Raw genomic sequence first — 17,174 nt, forward strand, 5'->3', positions numbered from 1 at the left:
CCCCATCCTGCCGTCGGCAGCCTGGGGTCGTTCTCAGGTGGTGCGGCTCGTGCGGCGCCGCTCAGGTGCCGCGGCTCAGGCGGCGAGGCGGTCGTCGCGTCCGGTGACCGCCAGCAGCCGGCTCTGCAGCGGCGCGGTGGCGTCGATCGGCACGGGCGCCGCGAACAGCCCGCTCGCGCGCAGCGTCTCCTCCTGCGGGGCGAAGAGCTCCCACACGGCGGCGACGAGGCCCTCCTCCATCGCCTCCTCGCTGCCGGTGGCCCGCGCGAGGTCCCAGGTGTGCACGGTGATGTCGGCGACCTGCTCCTGCAGCAGCTCCAGGGCGGTGACGGTGTCGCGGCCGAGGCGGAGCTCCGCGGCGGGGTCGACCTCGCGGGACACCGCGCGCAGCAGGGTCGTGACCCGGGTCCACTCGCTCCGCAGGTCGGCGGCGACGGGCTCGAGCCGGATCGGCGACTCGTCGCCGCCGGAGAGCAGCGTGTGTGCCCGCTGCTGCTCGCGGACGACGTGCAGAACGAGCGCGCGGGTGTCCCACTCGGTGTCGGGGGTCGGCGCCGTCCAGTCGACGACAGCGTCGAGGCGGACCTCGAACGCGGCGTGCGCGCGGGCCTGCAGGTCGAGCCAGAGGCTCAGGTCGGAGTCGGGGGAGGCGGGCTCGTGCTCGTGCGTCATGTCTTCTCCGATGGAGTGATCGTGGGTGCTCGGGTCAACCGCCTGAGCGGCGCCGCCATTCCCACCGGGGCGGGTCCGCGCGAGGGCGGCCCGGTGTCGGTGGTGCGTGCGACCATGATCCTCGGAAGCACCGCCGTCAGGGGAGCGGTGCGCCACTCGAGCAGGGCGGAACGTGAGCAAGCAGGACGGCAGCGGGCGGCAGGTCACCACCGAGCCCCTCGACGACCCGCGCGCGAGCATCCTGCACGTCGACATGGATGCGTTCTTCGCCTCCGTCGAGCTGCTCGAGCACCCGGAGCTGCGCGGCAAGCCGGTCGTCGTCGGGCACATCGGCTCGCGCTCGGTGGTCACCGCCGCCACCTACGAGGCGCGCAAGTACGGCATCAACTCGGCCATGCCGATGGCCGTCGCCCTGCGCCGCTGCCCGCACGCGATCGTCCTCGAGCCGCACATGGACCGCTACCGCGAGGCCTCGCGCCGGGTGATGGCGATCTTCGACTCCTTCACCCCGCTCGTCGAGCGGCTCAGCATCGACGAGGCGTTCCTCGACGTCGCCGGCGCGCGGCGCATCTCCGGCTCGCCCTGGGCCATCGGCACCGAGATCCGCCGGAGGGTGCACGACGAGCTCGGGCTCACCTGCTCCGTCGGCATCGCCAGCACCAAGTTCGTCGCCAAGCTCGCCTCCGGCCGCTCCAAGCCCGACGGCCTGCTCGTCGTGCCGTCCGACGGGGTGCAGGCCTTCCTCGATCCGCTGCCGGTGAGCGCGCTCTGGGGCGTCGGGGCCAGCACGGAGGAGGCGCTGGTGCGCCGGGGCCTGCGGACCGTCGCCGACGTGGCGACCACGCCGCTCGCCTCCCTGGTCTCGGCGCTCGGCGACGCCACCGGCCGCCGCCTGCACGCGCTGTCCAACGGCGTCGATCCCCGCCCAGTCGACACCCGGCAGATCGAGAAGAGCGCCGGCCACGAGATCACCTTCGCGGACGACGTTGCCGACCCCGAGCTGGTCCGCCGCGAGCTGCTGCGCCTCTGCGACAAGGTCGCCGTGCGGATGCGCCGCTCCGGAGTGCGCTGCCGCACCGTCGCCGTCAAGGTCCGATTCGGCGACTTCAGCACCCTGACCCGCTCGCGCACGCTGCCCGAGGCGACGGACGTGGCGCGCGTGCTCTACGACGCGTCGTCCGCGCTCCTCGAGGCGGCCAATCCGCTGCGCCGGCCCGTGCGCCTGATCGGCGTCCGCGGCGAGCAGCTCGTCGAGGGCGACGACGTCGCCTTCTCGCTCTGGAGCGACTCCGACGACTGGCGCGACGCCGAGCTGGCGGTCGACGGCGTCTCGGCGCGCTTCGGCACCGGTGCCGTCCGGCCGGCGTCGCTGCTCTCGCGCTCCGCTCCGGAGTCGGCCAAGGGCATCGACATCAGCGACACCCTCGCTACGCGGAACCGATCGTCAGACTGATCGGCCGGTGGTCCGAGCCGTTCGGCGGCAGGACCTCGAGGGTCGCGGCGGGCACCCCGTCCGCCAGAGCGTGATCGAGCGAGACCAGCGGCAGCAGAGCCGGCCAGGTCGCCGGGAAGCCGATGCCGGAGGTGCGGACCAGCGCCGCCTGGTCGAGGACCGGCGCGAGCAGGTGGTCGTCGGTCGCGGTGTTGAAGTCGCCGACCACGAGCGTGCGGTCCGACGCGTCGTCCGCGAGCGCCGAGGCGAGGCCGCCCAGCATCGTGTCGCGCTCGGCGTGATCGCCGAGGCGGAACGAGGCGAGGTGCACCACGAAGAGCCGCGTCGCCCCGAGCGGGGTGTCGACGTCGACCGCGAGGGCGCGGTTCCAGTCCAGCCCGAGATCGAGCGGCTCGCCGTTCGAGAGCTCGGTGCGGCTCCACAGTCCGACCGTGCCGACCACGTAGGAGTGCGGGTACTCGTCCGAGAGCTCCGCGTCGACCGCCTCGCGGTCCTCGCCCGCGAGCTCCTGGAAGGCGAGCACGTCCGGCTCCCTCGTCGCCAGCTCCGCTGCCAGCGCTCCGGCGTCGTCGCCGGTGCCGAGGTTCTGACTGATCACGGTGAACGATCCGGAGCGGACCGCCGGTGCGGGCAGCGCCACCGGGAGCACGAGCACGCCGTAGACCGTCACGAGCACGGTCACCGCCGCCCCGGCGCCGCGCGAGCGCAGAGCGACCGCGGCGGCCACGAGGAGGAGCACCGCGAGTCCGGACCACGGGATCGCGGTCTCGACCACCGACAGCCAGCCGGCCGCGTCCCACAGCACGCGGTGGAAGGCGAGGAACGCCGCCAGCAGCAGGCTCGCGACCGCGACGGTCGCGGCGCGACCTGGTCGGCGGCGGCGCGGGCGGGACGGCATCCGACGATCATCGCAGCAGACCTCGGGGAGGAGGTGGGGGAGTCCTGTGCGCGCCGGTGCGCCGCTTGTCGCCCGTTCGGCCCGCGGAGTAGCGTCGGGCCATGCCCAACATCGCTGTCTCCCTGGCCGACAAAGTGACCTCCGCGGGTGCCGCGACGAGCTACGGAGACCCGATCGAGGTCGACGGCGTCTCGCTCGTCCCCGTCTCGCTGCGCTGGTTCGGCTTCGGCGGCGGCAGCGGCTCCGAGGACGGCCAGGAGGGCGGCGGAGGCGGCGGCGGCGGTGCCGTGGTCCCGATCGGCGCCTACATCAAGGACGACCTGGGACTGCGCTTCCAGCCGAACATCGTCTCGGTCCTCGCCGTCGGCGTCCCGCTGGTCTGGGTCTCCGGCAAGGCGCTCGCGCGGATCATCCGCGCGCTCAAGAAGTAGCAGCCCGGGCGCGGTCTCAGCGCTGGGGCCGCGCCGTGAACCAGGTCTTCTTCGTCCGGCCGAAGCCGACGATCAGCCGCTCGGCGTCGTTCGGCCGCCGCGGGTCGTAGATGACGGCGACGGGCTCGCCCGCCATCCAGGCGTCGCCCCGCCGCTGCGGGGTCTTCACCAGGTGCCGCTCCTCGCCGTCGACGAGGCGGTAGGCGACGAGCAGACGCCCGAGATCGCGAGCCGCCGAGGCGTCTCCGCGGGACGGATCCTGCGCGACCACCCGACCGGACACCCGCGTGCCGTAGCTGAGCAGCTCGCGGCGGATCCGGAAGCGGCGCCGCCAGAGCAGCACCTGCAGGAGCACCACGAGGACCGCGGCGAGGACGAGCACCACCGACCACGACATGCTGTCTATGATTGCTGACGAACACGGGAGTCCGGTGCACCGGGCTGAGAGGAAGGCAGCAGCCTTCGACCGTCGAACCTGATCTGGGTCATGCCAGCGAAGGAACGTTTCGATCTCCTCTTCTTCGACCCGTGCCCCGTTTCGCTTCCACGAAAGGGCACGTCAGTGCAGAACACACCAGCGCAGAACACACCAGCGCAGAACACCGCCGCGCAGAGCACCGCCGCGCAGAAGTCCCCGCCCTCCTCCGCCGGCCGTCCCCGGGACCTCCGCTGGCGTGTCGTCGACATCGTCGTGGCCAGCGTCGTGGCCGTCGCCGCCGGCATCGTCTTCTGGGCGTGGGGCATCGCGACCAACGTCCTCGGCGTCGCCTTCGAGTTCCTCCCCGGCCTCGGCGGCCTCCTCGGCGGCGGCTGGCTCTTCGCCGGTGTGCTCGGCGGCCTCATCATCCGCAAGCCCGGCGCGGCGCTCTACACGGAGCTGCTCGCGGCGGTCGTCTCGGCGCTGATCGGCACGCAGTGGGGCTTCGCCGTCCTGCTCTCCGGCCTCGTTCAGGGCCTCGGCGCCGAGATCGTGCTCGCCCTCTTCCTCTACCGCAGCGGACGCCCGCTCGTGGCGATGCTCGCCGGAGCGGGTGCGGGCCTCGCCCTCGCCGTCAACGACCTGCTGGTCTACTACCCCGCCGTCGACGACCTGTTCCGCACGGTCTACGTCGTGTCGTCGCTCGTGTCCGGCGCCGTCCTCGCCGGGCTCCTGCCCTGGTTCGCGGTGCGCGGCCTCGCCGCCTCCGGGGCGCTGGACCGCTTCGCCTCCGGCCGGGAGGGCCGCGTGGTCGAGGGGGCGGGCGCGGGCGCTCGATGAGCGGCGCGTCGATCCGGGCCCGCGGCTGGAGCTGGCGCCACGCGGGCCGGTCGACCGCGGCCGTGACCGGGCTCGACCTCGAGGTACGGCCGGGCGAGCGCGTCCTGCTCCTCGGCCCGTCCGGCGCGGGCAAGAGCACCCTCCTGCACGCGCTGGCCGGGGTGCTCGGCGGCGAGGAGGACGGCGCCGGCGAGGGCGAGCTGAGCATCGACGGCGCCTCGCCTGCGGAGCGCCGCGGAGTGGCCGGACTCGTCCTCCAGGACCCGGACACCCAGGCCGTGCTGGCCCGCGTCGGCGACGACGTCGGCTTCGCCTGCGAGAACCTCGGGGTGCCGCGCGCGGAGATCCCGGCGCGGGTGCGGCGCGCGCTCGACGACGTCGGTCTCGACGTCGCCCTCGACCGCTCGACGTCCGCGCTCTCGGGCGGGCAGAAGCAGCGGCTCGCCCTCGCCGGCGTCCTCGCGATGCAGCCCCGCCTCCTGCTGCTCGACGAGCCGACCGCGAACCTCGATCCGCGCGGGGTCGAGGAGGTGCGCTCCGCGGTCGAGCGGACCACGGCGCGCTCCGGCGCCACCCTGATCGTCGTCGAGCACCGCGTCGACGTCTGGATCGACCTCGTCGACCGGATCGTCGTGCTCGGCGCCGACGGCACGGTCGTCGTGGACGGCGAGCCGCGTCCCGTGATCGAGCGCGCCCGCGGTGTCCTCGTGGCAGCGGGTGTCTGGCTCCCCGGCGAGCACCCGGAGCGGCGCGTCGAGTCACCGGCACCCGCATCGACCGCCCTCACCGCCGCCGCGCTCGATCTCGCCCGTCCCGTGTTCGGCCGGCGCACGCCGCCCCTGATCGCGACGGGCCTCGACCTGACGATCGACGCCGGCCGGGTGACCGCCGTGCTGGGCCCGAACGGCGCGGGCAAGTCCACGCTCGCCCTGACGCTCGCCGGTCTCCTCCCGCCGGCCGGGGGCGAGATCGTCGCCTCTCCCGAGGTGCGCGACGGAGCGTCTCTGCACCCGCACCGCTGGAGCTCGCGGCAGCTCGCCGATCGGGTCGCGATGGTGTTCCAGGAGCCGGAGCACCAGTTCCTCACGGCGCGGGTCCGCCAGGAGCTGCACCTCGGCGCACGCGACGAGGCGGAGCGGAGCCGCGCCGACGAACTGCTCGAGCGCCTCGGCCTCGCGCACCTCGCCGAGGCGAACCCGTTCACCCTCTCCGGCGGTGAGAAGCGGCGGCTCACCGTCGCGTCGGCGCTGGTCCGGCGTCCCGCCGTCGTCGTGCTCGACGAGCCGACCTTCGGGCAGGACCGGCGGACCTGGGACGTGGTCGTCGACCTCCTGGCCGAGCTGCGCGCGGACGGCCGCGCCGTGCTCGCCGTCACCCACGACGAGCACCTGGTGTCGGCCCTCGCCGACGCGGTGGTCCGCCTCGGTGAGCCGACGGTGGTGACCGGATGACGCTCCTGGACGCGATCCCGGCCCGCGGCCGCATCGCCCGTGCCAACCCCGTCGCGAAGCTCGTCGCGAGCCTCGTCATCGCCGTCGTCCTGATCCTGACGGTCGACGTCGTGTCCGCGGCGACCGCGCTCGCGCTCGAGCTGCTCGTGCTGCCCTTCGTCGGGCTGCGTCCCGGCGACCTGGTGCGCCGTACTGCTCCGGTCTGGATCGCGGCGCCGCTCGCGGGTGTCACGACGGTGCTCTACGGGCGCGACAGCGGCGCGGTGCTCGGGCAGTTCCTCTTCGTCTCCGTCACGGAGGGCTCCGTCGCCCTCGGCGCCGCGATCGCCCTGCGCGTGCTCGCCATCGGCCTGCCGAGCGTCGTGCTGATCGCGACGACGGATCCGACCGATCTCGCGGACGGGCTCGCGCAGATCCTCCGACTCCCGGCGCGCTTCGTCCTGGGCGGCCTCGCCGGGATGCGGCTCGTCGGCCTGCTCACCGACGACTGGCGCACCCTCGCGATGGCGCGCCGGGCGCGGGGCGTGGCCGATGGTCGCGGGCCGATCGCGGCGCTCAAGAGCCTCGGCGCCCGCAGCTTCTCGCTGCTGGTGCTGGCGATCCGGCGCGGCAGCCGCCTGGCCACGGCGATGGAGGCGAAGGGCTTCGGCTCGGACACGCCGCGGACCTGGGCGCGGGAGTCGCGTCTGGGCGCGTTCGACGGGCTGCTGATGCTGGGCGGCGCGGCGATCGCGGCGGTCGCGGTGACCGCGGCCGTGCTGACCGGCGCCTGGAGCTTCGTGCTGAATGGCTGACGCGCGGCACCTCACCGGGGCGACCGCGCGGATGCTCGCCGCCGCCGTGATCGCCCGCCGGGCGCGCACGGTGGTGCTCGACGGCCCGAGCGGCTCGGGGAAGTCGACGTTCGCGCTGGCGCTGCTGGCGGAGCTGCGGCGGTCCGCCTGCGCTCCCGCAGTCGCGCTCGTGCGGATGGACGACGTCTACCCCGGCTGGTCGGGGCTCGACCGCTCGGTCGCGATCGCGGCGGACCGGATCGTCCGGCCGCACGCGCTCGGGCTCGGCGCGCGCTGGCAGGCCTGGAACTGGGCGGCCGCCACGACCGCCGGCCCGCGCAGCACCGAGGCACCGCTCCTCCTGCTCGAGGGCTGCGGGGCCGCGGGGGAGCGGAGCCGGCGCTTCGCCGACCTCACCGTCTGGGTCGAGGCGGACGAGGCGCAGCGGAAGCAGCGCGCCCTCGCCCGCGACGGCGCGCTCTTCGAGCCGCACTGGGACTCCTGGGACGAGCAGTTCCGGCGCTACTGCGCGCGGGAGCGTCCCCGCGAGGGCGCCGACCTGGTGCTGGACTCGAGCGATCCGGAGGCCGTCGCCCCAGGCTGAGGGGTCAGGCCCAGCCGAGCTCGTGCAGGCGGTCGTCGTCGATGCCGTAGAAGTGCGCGATCTCGTGCACGAGGGTGACGTGGATCTCGTCGCGGAGCTCGTCGATGCTCTCGCAGGCGGCGAGGTGCGGCTCGCGGTAGAGGATGATCCGGTCGGGCATCTCGCCGAAGCCGTAGCGCTCGCGCTCGGTCAGCGCGACACCGTCGTAGAGGCCGAGCAGATCGAGCGAGCCGTCCTCGGGGCGGTCCTCGACCACGAAGACGACGTTCTCGAGCCCGTCGACCATGTCGTCCGGGAGGGCGTCGAGCTCGGCGACGACCAGCGTCTCGAACTCGGCCTCGTCGAGGGTGAGCATCGCCTGGCCTCTCGTCGTCGATCGGGTAGGGGAGCGGATCTCCGGCGGCGGAAAGACGGAAGGCCCGGAGCCATCGACTCCGGGCCTTCCGAGCTGGTTTCTTTACAACTGGGGTGAGTAACGGGGCTCGAACCCGCGACCTCCTAGACCACAACCAGGCGCTCTGCCAACTGAGCTATACCCACCAGGACGGTGTTCCGCGGGGCGAACCCGCGAAGCAACTGTACGAGAGTACTACATCCGCGAGGCGAACTCGTCCACGACGGCGGCCGAGACGGCCTGCACCTCGGCGGAGGTGGGGCCCGGGTCGGGGACGAAGACGGCCCGGCGGTAGAAGCGGAGCTCGCGGATGCTCTCGAGGATGTCGGCGAGGGCGCGGTGGCCGCCGTGCTTGGCCGGGGCGTTGAAGTAGATGCGCGGGAACCAGCGGCGGGCCAGTTCCTTCACGGTCGAGACGTCGACGTTGCGGTAGTGCAGGTGCGCGTCGAGACGCGGCATGTACTTGACCAGGAACGCCCGGTCGGTCCCGATGGAGTTGCCGGCGAGCGGAGCCTGCTGCTCGGCGGGGACGTGCTTGAGCACGTACTCGAGGACCTCGTACTCGGCCTCGGCGACGCTCACGCCGTCCGGGATCTCCTTCAGGAGGCCCGACGTCTCGTGCATGTTCCGGACGAAGTCGCCCATGTTCTCCAGCGCCGACGCGTCGGGGCGGATGACGATCGACAGCCCCTCGTCGAGGGGTTCGAGATCGAAGTCGGTGACGATCACGGCGATCTCGACGAGCTCGTCGACGGCGAGGTCGAGTCCCGTCATCTCGCAGTCGATCCAGACAAGACGGTCGGGGGCGCTACTCATGCGCCGAAGTCTATCCGCGGCCACCGACACGACCGCGGCGGCGGGGGAGCGCCTCCTAGACTCGTTCTCCGTGATGATCCTCGTCTGCGTGCTGCTGATCGCCAACGCCGTCTGGAACGCCGTCGTCTGGCCGCCGTTCCTCCGCCGGGTGCGTAAGGACCCGCGGGCCCGCGACGCCTCCGGCCGCGCCACGACCTTCCTCCGCGTCCACACGATCCTGATCGGGATCTCGCTGCTGCTCGCCGTCGTCTCCCTGGTCGTCGGCGTGCTGGGTCTCGTGCAGGGCGCCTGACCCGGCCCTGCTGCCGGCGCCGTGGCGAGACCGCCCCGTGGAGGCGCCGTAGTAGCCTGGCGAGACGCCCCCGTAGCTCAGCGGATAGAGCAGCAGCCTTCTAATCTGACGGTCGCAGGTTCGAGTCCTGCCGGGGGCACTTCCTCTTCACGACGACCGCGGCGATCGCTCCGCCCGCCCGTCGGATCCCCTCCGTCGAGCCCCTTCCGCTCGTGCCACCCGGACGCGGGTCGGCAGGTCCCCCGGACGCGGGCTCGCGGCCCGGGCGGCGCTAGCACAGTGCAGATATCTGAGCAACACCGGCGTGTTTCGCCGCATCAGCCGTTCCGCCCCTCCACCCGCCCCTAGGCTGGTCGTGCACCGGAATTACAACGACGTAAGAAACGGAGGTACGACCATGTTGCTCCTCGCCATTCTCGGCGGAATCGCCGTCGCGTGGACGATCATCGCGGCGCCCCTCGCTGTGCTGGTCGGTCGAGTCGCTCGTGCTCGAGATGCGCACGTCTGAGGCGTACGAACTGCACCACGGAGAAGGCCCCGATCGCATTCGCGATCGGGGCCTTCTCTTCTTCCCTGGGACGGCTACTCGGCCGTCCGGGTGGTCGCGGCGCTCTGGTCGCGCTCGGCCGAGGACTCGTCCGGCTCCTCCGCGGAGTCCGCCTCCGTGCTCGGGGCGCGCTGCTCGACGGGCGGCAGCTCCTCGACGGGCCGCTCGCGCGACGGGACGTCGAGGCGGTCGACGTCGGCGAGAAGTCGGCGCGTTTCGTCGTTGTGCGGGCCGTCGGAGGCGGGCGGCAGGACGATGGTCGGCGTCGACGGCCGCTCGAAGGCGGCGGTCGGCTCGGTGCTCGACCCGGCACCGACGACCACTGGGGTCGCAGCAGCGGCAGCAGGGGTCGTGCGGACGGGCTCCGGGGCGCGGTCGGAGGAGCCCTCCGTCGAGCCGGTGGTCTTCGTGGCCTCGGGGCGCGAGGTCTCCGAGAAGCGCCAGCGCTCCAGGTCGGCGAGGAACGCCTTCCGGGCTCGGTTCGGCTTGTCGCGCCAGAGCACGAGGCGGTCGCGGAACTCGCCGACACTCGCCTGCGTCTGGTACCCGCCGGTCGACGAGGTGTGCTTGAGATCGGCGAGCTCGTGCGCGGCCCAGTTCGCGGCGACTCCCGAGCCCTTGACGGGGAGCAGGCGGAGGTGCGTCTCGGCCTGCGCGGCGGCGCGGTCGCTCAGGATGCGCTCGGACTGGCTGAGCACGTTCCAGGCGGAGGCGTCGACCGCGGCATCGATCAGCGTCGCGATGACCGCGTTCTTGCGCTCGTGCTCCTGCTGCCGGATCAGGCGCGCGATCGCCGAGCGGAGGACGAGGGCGGCCACGATCACCCCGACGATCACGGCGAGGAGGACGAGTGCGCCGACGAACACCGACTGGCGCCCTTCGGCCGTCTGGACCCAGGTCACGAATTCGTTCCACCACTGCATGAGCCGAACGTTAGCCCGGGGCCCGGCGGCACACCGGTCAGGCGCGCCGACCCCCGGGGGATCGGCGCGCCGAGCCGGGGCTCAGGCCACCCGGAAGACCTCGACGGCGTCCTCGACGCTCCAGAACTCGCCGATCTCGGCGCCGGCCGGCATGCCCGCGCGCAGGAGCCGGGCGCGGTACCTCTCGCCCTGCGGGCCCTCGACGAGCTCGACGTGCCCGACGATCGAGCCGGCTCCCGTGCTCACGCGCCAGAGGCGGGCGTTCACGCGGGTGAGGGTGGGCGGGACGCGGGTGGCGTGAAGGGTGGTGAGGGACACTGCTTCCTCCTGCTGGTCGTCGAATGCGGGGGCACCCACCGGCCGAGTGCTCTCGCAGACTACGAGCGACCACCGACATCGCCGCCGGCCCGCGGCGCTCAGGTCAGGACCGTCAGTTCAGCGACGTCCCGTGCACCGCGAACTCCTCGATCGCGGCGGTCTCCGACTCGGTCAGCGGTCCGGCCTCGAGGGCCGCGACGTTCTGCTCCAGCTGGGCGACGCTCGAGGCGCCGATGATGGCGCTCGTGACCGTCGGCACGCGCAGGACCCAGCTCAGGGCGAGCTGCGCGAGGGTCTGGCCGCGGCCCTCGGCGATCGCGTTCAGACCGCGGGCGCGCTCGAGGTACTTCTCGTCGATCCGGTCGGAGGAGAGGAAGCGCGAGGTCGCCGCGCGGGATCCCGCCGGGACCGTGCCGTCGAGGTAGCGGTCGGTCAGCAACCCCTGCGCGAGCGGCGAGAAGACGATGCAGCCCGTGCCGATCTCGTCGAGGACCGGGAAGAGGCCGTCCTCGATGTGGCGGTCGAAGAGGGAGTAGCGCGGCTGGTGCAGCAGCAGGTGCACGCCGCTGCCGGCCAGGGCGGCCTCGGCGGCGCGGGTCTGCTCCGGGCTGTAGTTCGAGATGCCGACGTAGAGCGCCTTGCCCTGCTCGACGGCCGAGACCAGCGCGCCCATCGTCTCCTCGATCGGCGTCTCGGCGTCGGGGCGGTGCGAGTAGAACACGTCGACGTAGTCGAGTCCGAGCCGGGTCAGGCTCTGATCGAGCGAGGAGAGCAGGTACTTCCGCGAGCCGCCGTCGCCGTACGGGCCGGGCCACATGTCGTAGCCGGCCTTGGAGGAGATGATCATCTCGTCGCGGTACGGGCGGAAGTCTTCGGCGAACAGGCGGCCGAACGCCGTCTCGGCGGCGCCGTACGGCGGACCGTAGTTGTTCGCGAGGTCGAAGTGGGTGATCCCCAGGTCGAACGCGCGGCGCAGGATCGCGCGCTGGGTGTCGAGGGGGCGGTCGGATCCGAAGTTGTGCCAGAGGCCGAGCGAGAGGGCGGGCAGCCTCAGCCCGCTCCGTCCTGCGCGTCGGTAGTCCATGGCGTCGTAGCGGGCGGGGGCGGCGTCGTAGCTCACGGGCCGACTCTATTCCAGCGCCCGAGCCGTGCGGAATGCGCACAGTGCCGGAGGTGTTGGATCGAGAGACGTGCCCGGCACCCCGGACGCGTCGATGCGACAGGAAGTGAGTCACACGCAATGCGCACATTCGTACTCGCCGGAGGATGCTTCTGGTGTCTGGACGCCGTCTACCGCGTCCTCGACGGCGTGACCGACGTCGTCTCCGGCTACACCGGCGGAGCGACCTCGAACCCCGACTACGAGTCCGTCTGCACGGGCCGCACCGGGCACGCGGAGGCCGTCGCCGTCACCTTCGACCCCGAGGTCATCCCGGAGCAGGTGATCCTCGACGTGTTCTTCACGCTGCACGACCCGCGGCAGCTCAACCGCCAGGGCAACGACGTCGGGACGCAGTACCGCTCGGCCATGTACTACTCCTCCGACGAGGAGAAGGAGCTGTTCGAGACCGCCCGCGACCGCGCCTCCGAGTGGTGGGACGGCCCGATCGTCACCGAGATCGCGCCGCTGGGCGTCTATCACGAGGCCGAGGACTACCACCAGGACTTCTTCGCCAAGAACCCCGGCCAGGGCTACTGCCTCGCGGTGGCGCTGCCGAAGGTGAACAAGATCCGCAAGTCGTACTCCAAGTACATCCTCGCGTCCTAGCGCTCCTCCCCAGGCGACGATCTCGCCGGCTCTCCACCGAAGGGCCCGCCTCCAGCACAGAGGCGGGCCCTTCGTCGCGACACTGTCCCTGCGTCGCCCGGGTGGTTCCGGCCCCCTCCGCCCGGGCGGCGTCCCCGTCGCAGTCGCGTCGGGAGCAGAGGAGCGCCGCCCGTGGCGGCGACCGAGGAGAGGACAGCAGCATGACCGACACCCTGACCGTCATCGGAGTCATCGGCACCGAGCCGCGCAGCGTCGATACGGCGAGCGGCACCGCGATGACGACCTTCCGCCTGGCGTCCGCCCAGCGACGCTACGACCGCTCCACTCAGCGCTGGGTGGACGGCTCGACCAACTGGTACACCGTGAACGCCTTCAACGGGCTGGCCGGCAACGCCCTGGCCTCGCTCGCGCGCGGCGATCGCGTCCTCGTCACCGGGCGCCTCTCCGTCCGCTCGTGGGAGTCCGGCGGCAAGACGGGGACGGACGTCAGCGTGATCGCCGAGGGCCTCGGCCACGACCTGGCCTGGGGCACGACCCGCTGCACCCGGACGGTCGGGCGGGCGAAGGCGGCCGCCCCCGAGGCGGCCGCGCCTGAGGCGGCCACGAGCAGCGCGAGCGGCTGGAGCCCGGAGGCGCCGGCCGCCGTCGCGGGCGCGACCTCCGCGTCCTCCGGCGGCGACTGGGGCGCAGCGCGCGCCTCCGCGTCGGAGCCGTCCGAGGCCTCGTTAGACTCGGCCGACGCCCCGTTCTGACGCGGCGTTCGGCGCGCGTCCGGCCGCCGCGGGAGGGATTCGAGTGAGCACACGGACCGTCGTCCGCGCCGGCCTGCGAGCGGGAGCGGTCCTCGCGCTGCTGATCGGCATCGCCGGCTGCACGGCGCCCACCGCGCCGCCGGCCGCCGAGAGCCCGTCGGCGTCGGCCGCCCCGTCCACCGAGGAGCCCGCCGCCCCTGTCGCGCTGGTGCCCGGCGGCACCGCCGAGGAGAACCTCCCCTTCTTCCGCGAGATCGTCACCGCCGCCGCCGGCTCCGATCCGGAGACGCCCGGCCGGAGCGTCGTCGACGCTCTCGTGGCCGCCGGCTTCGCGAAGGAGTCGATGCAGCTCACCGCCGACGAGACCTCGGTCGGCCTCGAGGCCGACTCCGTCCAGGTCTCGGTGAAGGCGAGCGACGCCTGCCTCATCGGGCAGTACGGGCCCAAGGTGGACGGCGTCCGTACTGCGGTCGCGGCTCCGATCGCGACCGGCGCCTGCCTCATCGGCAGCACCGTCCCCCTCGACGGCTGAGCCGGCGGCCGGAGCCGGAGCAGCGAGCCGAACGCTCCGCGCGTCCAGCCGGTATCCTCGGTACCGGCCCGGCCTCCGACCTTCCCGCCCGCGCTCCCGCGTGCGGTGGTCGATCACCGGCGACATTCCGGCCGAGGGGCACCCGACGAACGGGACGCCCGCGGCGGAGAGCGGGGCTCCGAGAACGTACGAGCGGTTGAGGGACTGAAGTGGCTGAATACATTTACTCGATGGTGCGCGCCCGCAAGGCGGTCGGCGACAAGCTGATCCTGGACGACGTCACGATGTCGTTCCTGCCCGGGGCGAAGATCGGCGTGGTCGGCCCGAACGGCGCCGGCAAGTCGACGATCCTGAAGATCATGGCTGGGCTCGACACCCCGAGCAACGGCGAGGCGCGGCTGAGCCCGGGCTACACCGTCGGCATCCTCATGCAGGAGCCGGAGCTCGACGAGACGAAGACGGTGCTCGAGAACGTCCAGGAGGGCGTCGGCGAGATCAAGGGCAAGATCGACCGCTTCAATGAGATCTCGCTGGCGATGGCCGACCCGGACGCCGACTTCGACACCCTCCTCGCCGAGATGGGCACCCTGCAGGAGGCCATCGACGCCGCCGACGCCTGGGACCTCGACTCCCAGCTCGAGCAGGCGATGGACGCGCTGCGCACCCCGCCGGGGGACTCGCCCGTCACCAGCCTCTCCGGTGGCGAGAAGCGCCGCGTCGCGCTGACGAAGCTCCTGCTGCAGAAGCCCGACCTGCTGCTGCTGGACGAGCCCACCAACCACCTGGACGCCGAGAGCGTGCTCTGGCTCGAGCAGTTCCTCTCCAAGTATCCCGGCGCCGTCCTCGCCGTGACCCACGACCGGTACTTCCTCGACAACGTCGCGGAGTGGATCGCCGAGGTCGACCGCGGTCACCTCTACCCCTACGAGGGCAACTACTCGACCTACCTCGAGAAGAAGAGCGCCCGCCTCGAGGTGCAGGGCAAGAAGGACGCGAAGCTCGCCAAGCGCCTGACCACCGAGCTCGAGTGGGTCCGCAGCAACGCCAAGGGCCGCCAGACCAAGTCGAAGTCGCGCCTCGCGCGCTACGAGGAGATGGCGGCGGAGGCGGAGAAGACGCGCGTCCTCGACTTCGAGGAGATCGTCATTCCGGTCGGCCCGCGCCTGGGCTCGCAGGTCATCGACGCGAAGAAGCTGCACAAGTCGTTCGGCGACCGCGTCCTGATCGACGACCTCAGCTTCACCCTGCCGCGCAACGGCATCGTCGGCGTCATCGGCCCGAACGGCGTCGGCAAGACCACGCTCTTCAAGACGATCGTCGGCTTCGAGCCGCTCGACTCGGGCGACCTGAAGATCGGCGACACCGTCGACATCTCCTACGTCGACCAGACCCGCGGCGGCATCGACCCGAACAAGAACCTGTGGGAGGTCGTCTCCGACGGACACGACTACATCCAGGTCGGCAAGACCGAGATCCCCTCGCGGGCCTACGTCTCGCAGTTCGGCTTCAAGGGCCCGGACCAGCAGAAGCGCGCCGGCATCCTCTCCGGTGGTGAGCGCAACCGCCTCAACCTGGCGCTGACGCTCAAGCAGGGCGGCAACCTGCTCCTGCTCGACGAGCCCACCAACGACCTGGACATCGAGACGCTCGGCAGCCTCGAGAACGCGCTGCTCGAGTTCCCCGGCTGCGCCGTGGTGATCACCCACGATCGCTGGTTCCTCGACCGGATCGCGACGCACATCCTCTCCTACGAGGGCACCGAGGAGGACCCGGCCAACTGGTACTGGTTCGAGGGCAACTTCGAGTCGTACGAGCAGAACAAGATCGAGCGCCTCGGTCCGGACGCGGCGAAGCCGCACCGCTCCGCGTACCGCAAGCTCACCCGCGACTGATGCGCCTGCACGTCGCCATCCCGCTGCGCTGGTCGGACTTCGACGCCTACGCGCACGTCAACAACGCCGAGATGCTGCGCCTGCTCGAGGAGGCGCGCATCCAGGCGTTCTGGCGCCCCGACTCCCCGGAGCCGGGCGGGAGGGCGACGGCGGTGCTCGACGCCCGGCCGGGTGCGCGCACCATCAGCCTGATCGCGCGGCAGGAGATCGAGTACCTCGCGCCGATCCCGTACATGCGCGCTCCGCTCGACATCGAGCTGTGGATCGGGCGGATCGGCGGCGCGAGCCTCGAGGTCTGCTACGAGCTGTACTCGCCGACGGGCGTCGAGCCGCGCGTGCTCTACACGAAGGCCGCGACGACGCTCGTCATGGTGACCGCTGCCACGGGTCGCCCCGAGCGCATCCCGGAGGAGCTCCGCGAGGTCTGGGCGCCGTACGTCGAGGAGCCCGTCGCCTTCTCCAAGCGGAGCTGACGCCGTCCCCTCCGGCGGGCGGTCCCGGCGCGAGCCGGACCGCTCAGCCGAGCGGGACGCGGACCATGCCCTCCTGGGCGACGCTCGCCACCAGGCGGCCGTCCCGGGAGTAGATCCGGCCGAGCGAGAGCCCGCGGCCGCCGGAGGCGCTCGGCGACTCCTGCACGTAGAGCAGCCACTCGTCGACGCGCGCGGGGCGGTGCCACCACATCGCGTGGTCGAGGCTCGCGATGCGCAGTCCCGGGGTGATCCAGGCCGCACCGTGCCGCCGCAGCGTCGACTCGAGGATCGTGTAGTCGCTCGCGTAGGCGAGGGCGGCGCGGTGCAGCAGCGCGTCGTCCGGCAGCGGGCCGAGCGCGCGCATCCAGACGCACTGGTGCGCCGTGCGGCTCGGATCGGCGCGGAGGTACACCGGCTGCTCGACGTGGCGGACGTCGAACGGCCGCTGCGTCGCCCAGAAGCTGCCGACCGGGTGGTCGACGCCCTTCAGCACCTCGGCGGTGCTCGGCAGCGACTCCGGATCGGGCACGCCCTCCGGCATCGGCGTCTGGTGGTCCAGGCCCTCGTCCTCGGTCTGGAACGACGCGATCATCGAGAGGATCGGCGCCCCGTTCTGATAGGCCTGCGTCCGCCGGGTGGCGAACGAGCGGCCGTCGTGGATGCGGTCGACCGAGAAGGTGATCGGCTGCGAGACGTCGCCCGGGCGGAGGAAGTAGCCGTGCATCGAGTGCACGCTGCGCTCCTCGACGGTGCGGCCGGCCGCGATCAGCGACTGCGCCAGCACCTGGCCGCCGAAGACGCGGCCCTCCGGCATCCACTGCGAGGGACCGGTGGAGATGTCCTCGCTGGTGCGCGCGCCCGTGTCGACGAGATCGAGGGCGGTGAGGAACGAGGAGAGCGGATCGGACACGGGACCTCCGGGGTGTC

General features: G+C 72.5%; 21 protein-coding genes, 2 tRNA genes and 1 riboswitch. Of the genes, 13 read left to right on the forward strand and 10 right to left on the reverse strand.

Annotation, left to right across the window (positions count from 1 at the left end; genetic code table 11):
• Positions 1 to 75: 75 nt before the first annotated feature.
• The gene (locus EDF22_RS06855) at positions 76 to 672 is read right to left on the reverse strand and encodes a TIGR03086 family metal-binding protein (protein WP_123703434.1); all 597 of its coding nucleotides are present in this window, start codon (positions 670 to 672) and stop codon (positions 76 to 78) included.
• A 172-nt stretch (positions 673 to 844) separates the two neighbouring features.
• On the opposite strand from EDF22_RS06855, the gene dinB reads away from it, so the two are divergent.
• A complete protein-coding gene (gene dinB, locus EDF22_RS06860; protein ID WP_123703435.1) occupies positions 845 to 2,125 on the forward strand; it encodes a DNA polymerase IV in 1,281 nt (426 codons plus the stop codon).
• Here dinB and EDF22_RS06865 read toward each other — a convergent pair.
• Positions 2,100 to 3,023 (reverse strand): endonuclease/exonuclease/phosphatase family protein, encoded by a 924-nt coding sequence (locus EDF22_RS06865; RefSeq protein WP_123703437.1) that lies wholly within the window; start codon positions 3,021 to 3,023, stop codon positions 2,100 to 2,102. The genes dinB and EDF22_RS06865 overlap by 26 nt on opposite strands.
• A gap of 101 nt (positions 3,024 to 3,124) precedes the next feature.
• Between EDF22_RS06865 and EDF22_RS06870 the strand changes: the two genes are divergently transcribed.
• The gene (locus EDF22_RS06870) at positions 3,125 to 3,454 is read left to right on the forward strand and encodes a hypothetical protein (RefSeq protein WP_123445768.1); all 330 of its coding nucleotides are present in this window, start codon (positions 3,125 to 3,127) and stop codon (positions 3,452 to 3,454) included.
• A 16-nt stretch (positions 3,455 to 3,470) separates the two neighbouring features.
• On the opposite strand, the gene EDF22_RS06875 is transcribed toward EDF22_RS06870, so the two are convergent.
• Entirely contained in the window at positions 3,471 to 3,851 is a 381-nt protein-coding gene (locus EDF22_RS06875; RefSeq protein ID WP_123703439.1) for a DUF3592 domain-containing protein, read from the reverse strand.
• A 14-nt stretch (positions 3,852 to 3,865) separates the two neighbouring features.
• A riboswitch (TPP riboswitch) is annotated at positions 3,866 to 3,973 on the forward strand.
• A gap of 43 nt (positions 3,974 to 4,016) precedes the next feature.
• Here EDF22_RS06875 and EDF22_RS06880 point away from each other — a divergent pair.
• Genes EDF22_RS06880 through EDF22_RS06895 form a run of 4 tightly spaced genes read left to right on the forward strand, consistent with a single transcriptional unit; the run spans position 4,017 to position 7,540 of the window.
• Positions 4,017 to 4,712: an ECF transporter S component gene (locus tag EDF22_RS06880; protein ID WP_123703441.1), complete on the forward strand. Its 696-nt coding sequence runs from the start codon at positions 4,017 to 4,019 to the stop codon at positions 4,710 to 4,712.
• On the forward strand, positions 4,709 to 6,163 hold the full coding sequence (locus tag EDF22_RS06885) for an ABC transporter ATP-binding protein (protein WP_185038780.1): 1,455 nt from the start codon (positions 4,709 to 4,711) through the stop codon (positions 6,161 to 6,163). The genes EDF22_RS06880 and EDF22_RS06885 overlap by 4 nt, the downstream gene beginning before the upstream one ends.
• Positions 6,160 to 6,957, forward strand: coding sequence for an energy-coupling factor transporter transmembrane protein EcfT (locus EDF22_RS06890; RefSeq protein ID WP_123703443.1), 798 nt, complete (start codon positions 6,160 to 6,162; stop codon positions 6,955 to 6,957). Before EDF22_RS06885 ends, EDF22_RS06890 begins: the two co-directional genes overlap by 4 nt.
• Complete coding sequence (locus EDF22_RS06895) at positions 6,950 to 7,540, forward strand: ATP-binding protein (protein ID WP_123703444.1); 591 nt, start codon at positions 6,950 to 6,952, stop codon at positions 7,538 to 7,540. The genes EDF22_RS06890 and EDF22_RS06895 overlap by 8 nt, the downstream gene beginning before the upstream one ends.
• Positions 7,541 to 7,544: 4 nt before the next feature.
• Here the strand turns inward: EDF22_RS06895 and EDF22_RS06900 are convergent, their stop codons facing one another.
• The 3 genes from EDF22_RS06900 to orn all read right to left on the reverse strand — a co-directional run bounded on the left by EDF22_RS06900 (position 7,545) and on the right by orn (position 8,750).
• On the reverse strand, positions 7,545 to 7,895 hold the full coding sequence (locus EDF22_RS06900; RefSeq protein WP_123703446.1) for a metallopeptidase family protein: 351 nt from the start codon (positions 7,893 to 7,895) through the stop codon (positions 7,545 to 7,547).
• Positions 7,896 to 8,004: 109 nt separating this feature from the next.
• Positions 8,005 to 8,080: transfer RNA gene (locus EDF22_RS06905), tRNA-His, on the reverse strand.
• Between the two features lie 49 nt (positions 8,081 to 8,129).
• A complete protein-coding gene (gene orn, locus EDF22_RS06910) occupies positions 8,130 to 8,750 on the reverse strand; it encodes an oligoribonuclease (RefSeq protein ID WP_123703448.1) in 621 nt (206 codons plus the stop codon).
• A gap of 73 nt (positions 8,751 to 8,823) precedes the next feature.
• Between orn and EDF22_RS06915 the strand changes: the two genes are divergently transcribed.
• Positions 8,824 to 9,042, forward strand: coding sequence for an SCO4848 family membrane protein (locus EDF22_RS06915; RefSeq protein ID WP_123445775.1), 219 nt, complete (start codon positions 8,824 to 8,826; stop codon positions 9,040 to 9,042).
• A gap of 66 nt (positions 9,043 to 9,108) precedes the next feature.
• Positions 9,109 to 9,181, forward strand: a tRNA-Arg gene (locus EDF22_RS06920).
• Between the two features lie 443 nt (positions 9,182 to 9,624).
• On the opposite strand, the gene EDF22_RS06925 is transcribed toward EDF22_RS06920, so the two are convergent.
• The 3 genes from EDF22_RS06925 to EDF22_RS06935 form a co-directional block, all read right to left on the reverse strand.
• Complete coding sequence (locus EDF22_RS06925; protein ID WP_148059138.1) at positions 9,625 to 10,512, reverse strand: hypothetical protein; 888 nt, start codon at positions 10,510 to 10,512, stop codon at positions 9,625 to 9,627.
• Positions 10,513 to 10,593: 81 nt separating this feature from the next.
• Entirely contained in the window at positions 10,594 to 10,830 is a 237-nt protein-coding gene (locus tag EDF22_RS06930) for a hypothetical protein (protein WP_123703452.1), read from the reverse strand.
• 112 nt (positions 10,831 to 10,942) lie between these two features.
• Positions 10,943 to 11,950 carry an aldo/keto reductase gene (locus EDF22_RS06935; protein WP_123703454.1) on the reverse strand — a complete coding sequence of 336 codons (1,008 nt, stop codon included), beginning with the start codon at positions 11,948 to 11,950 and terminating at the stop codon, positions 10,943 to 10,945.
• Between the two features lie 120 nt (positions 11,951 to 12,070).
• Between EDF22_RS06935 and msrA the strand changes: the two genes are divergently transcribed.
• The 5 genes from msrA (at position 12,071) to EDF22_RS06960 (ending at position 16,247) form a co-directional block, all read left to right on the forward strand.
• Positions 12,071 to 12,598, forward strand: coding sequence for a peptide-methionine (S)-S-oxide reductase MsrA (gene msrA, locus EDF22_RS06940; protein ID WP_123703456.1), 528 nt, complete (start codon positions 12,071 to 12,073; stop codon positions 12,596 to 12,598).
• Positions 12,599 to 12,798: 200 nt separating this feature from the next.
• The gene (locus EDF22_RS06945; RefSeq protein ID WP_123703458.1) at positions 12,799 to 13,350 is read left to right on the forward strand and encodes a single-stranded DNA-binding protein; all 552 of its coding nucleotides are present in this window, start codon (positions 12,799 to 12,801) and stop codon (positions 13,348 to 13,350) included.
• 43 nt (positions 13,351 to 13,393) lie between these two features.
• Positions 13,394 to 13,882 carry a DUF6993 domain-containing protein gene (locus EDF22_RS06950; protein WP_123703460.1) on the forward strand — a complete coding sequence of 163 codons (489 nt, stop codon included), beginning with the start codon at positions 13,394 to 13,396 and terminating at the stop codon, positions 13,880 to 13,882.
• Positions 13,883 to 14,091: 209 nt separating this feature from the next.
• Entirely contained in the window at positions 14,092 to 15,774 is a 1,683-nt protein-coding gene (gene ettA, locus EDF22_RS06955) for an energy-dependent translational throttle protein EttA (protein ID WP_123445782.1), read from the forward strand.
• Positions 15,774 to 16,247 (forward strand): thioesterase family protein, encoded by a 474-nt coding sequence (locus EDF22_RS06960; RefSeq protein WP_123703462.1) that lies wholly within the window; start codon positions 15,774 to 15,776, stop codon positions 16,245 to 16,247. Before ettA ends, EDF22_RS06960 begins: the two co-directional genes overlap by 1 nt.
• A gap of 43 nt (positions 16,248 to 16,290) precedes the next feature.
• Here EDF22_RS06960 and EDF22_RS06965 read toward each other — a convergent pair whose 3' ends face one another.
• Positions 16,291 to 17,157, reverse strand: coding sequence for an acyl-CoA thioesterase II (locus EDF22_RS06965; RefSeq protein ID WP_185019959.1), 867 nt, complete (start codon positions 17,155 to 17,157; stop codon positions 16,291 to 16,293).
• Positions 17,158 to 17,174: the final 17 nt, after the last annotated feature.

This window comes from Rathayibacter sp. PhB127 (genome assembly GCF_003751665.1).
GTDB classification, from domain to species: Bacteria; Actinomycetota; Actinomycetes; order Actinomycetales; family Microbacteriaceae; genus Rathayibacter; species Rathayibacter festucae.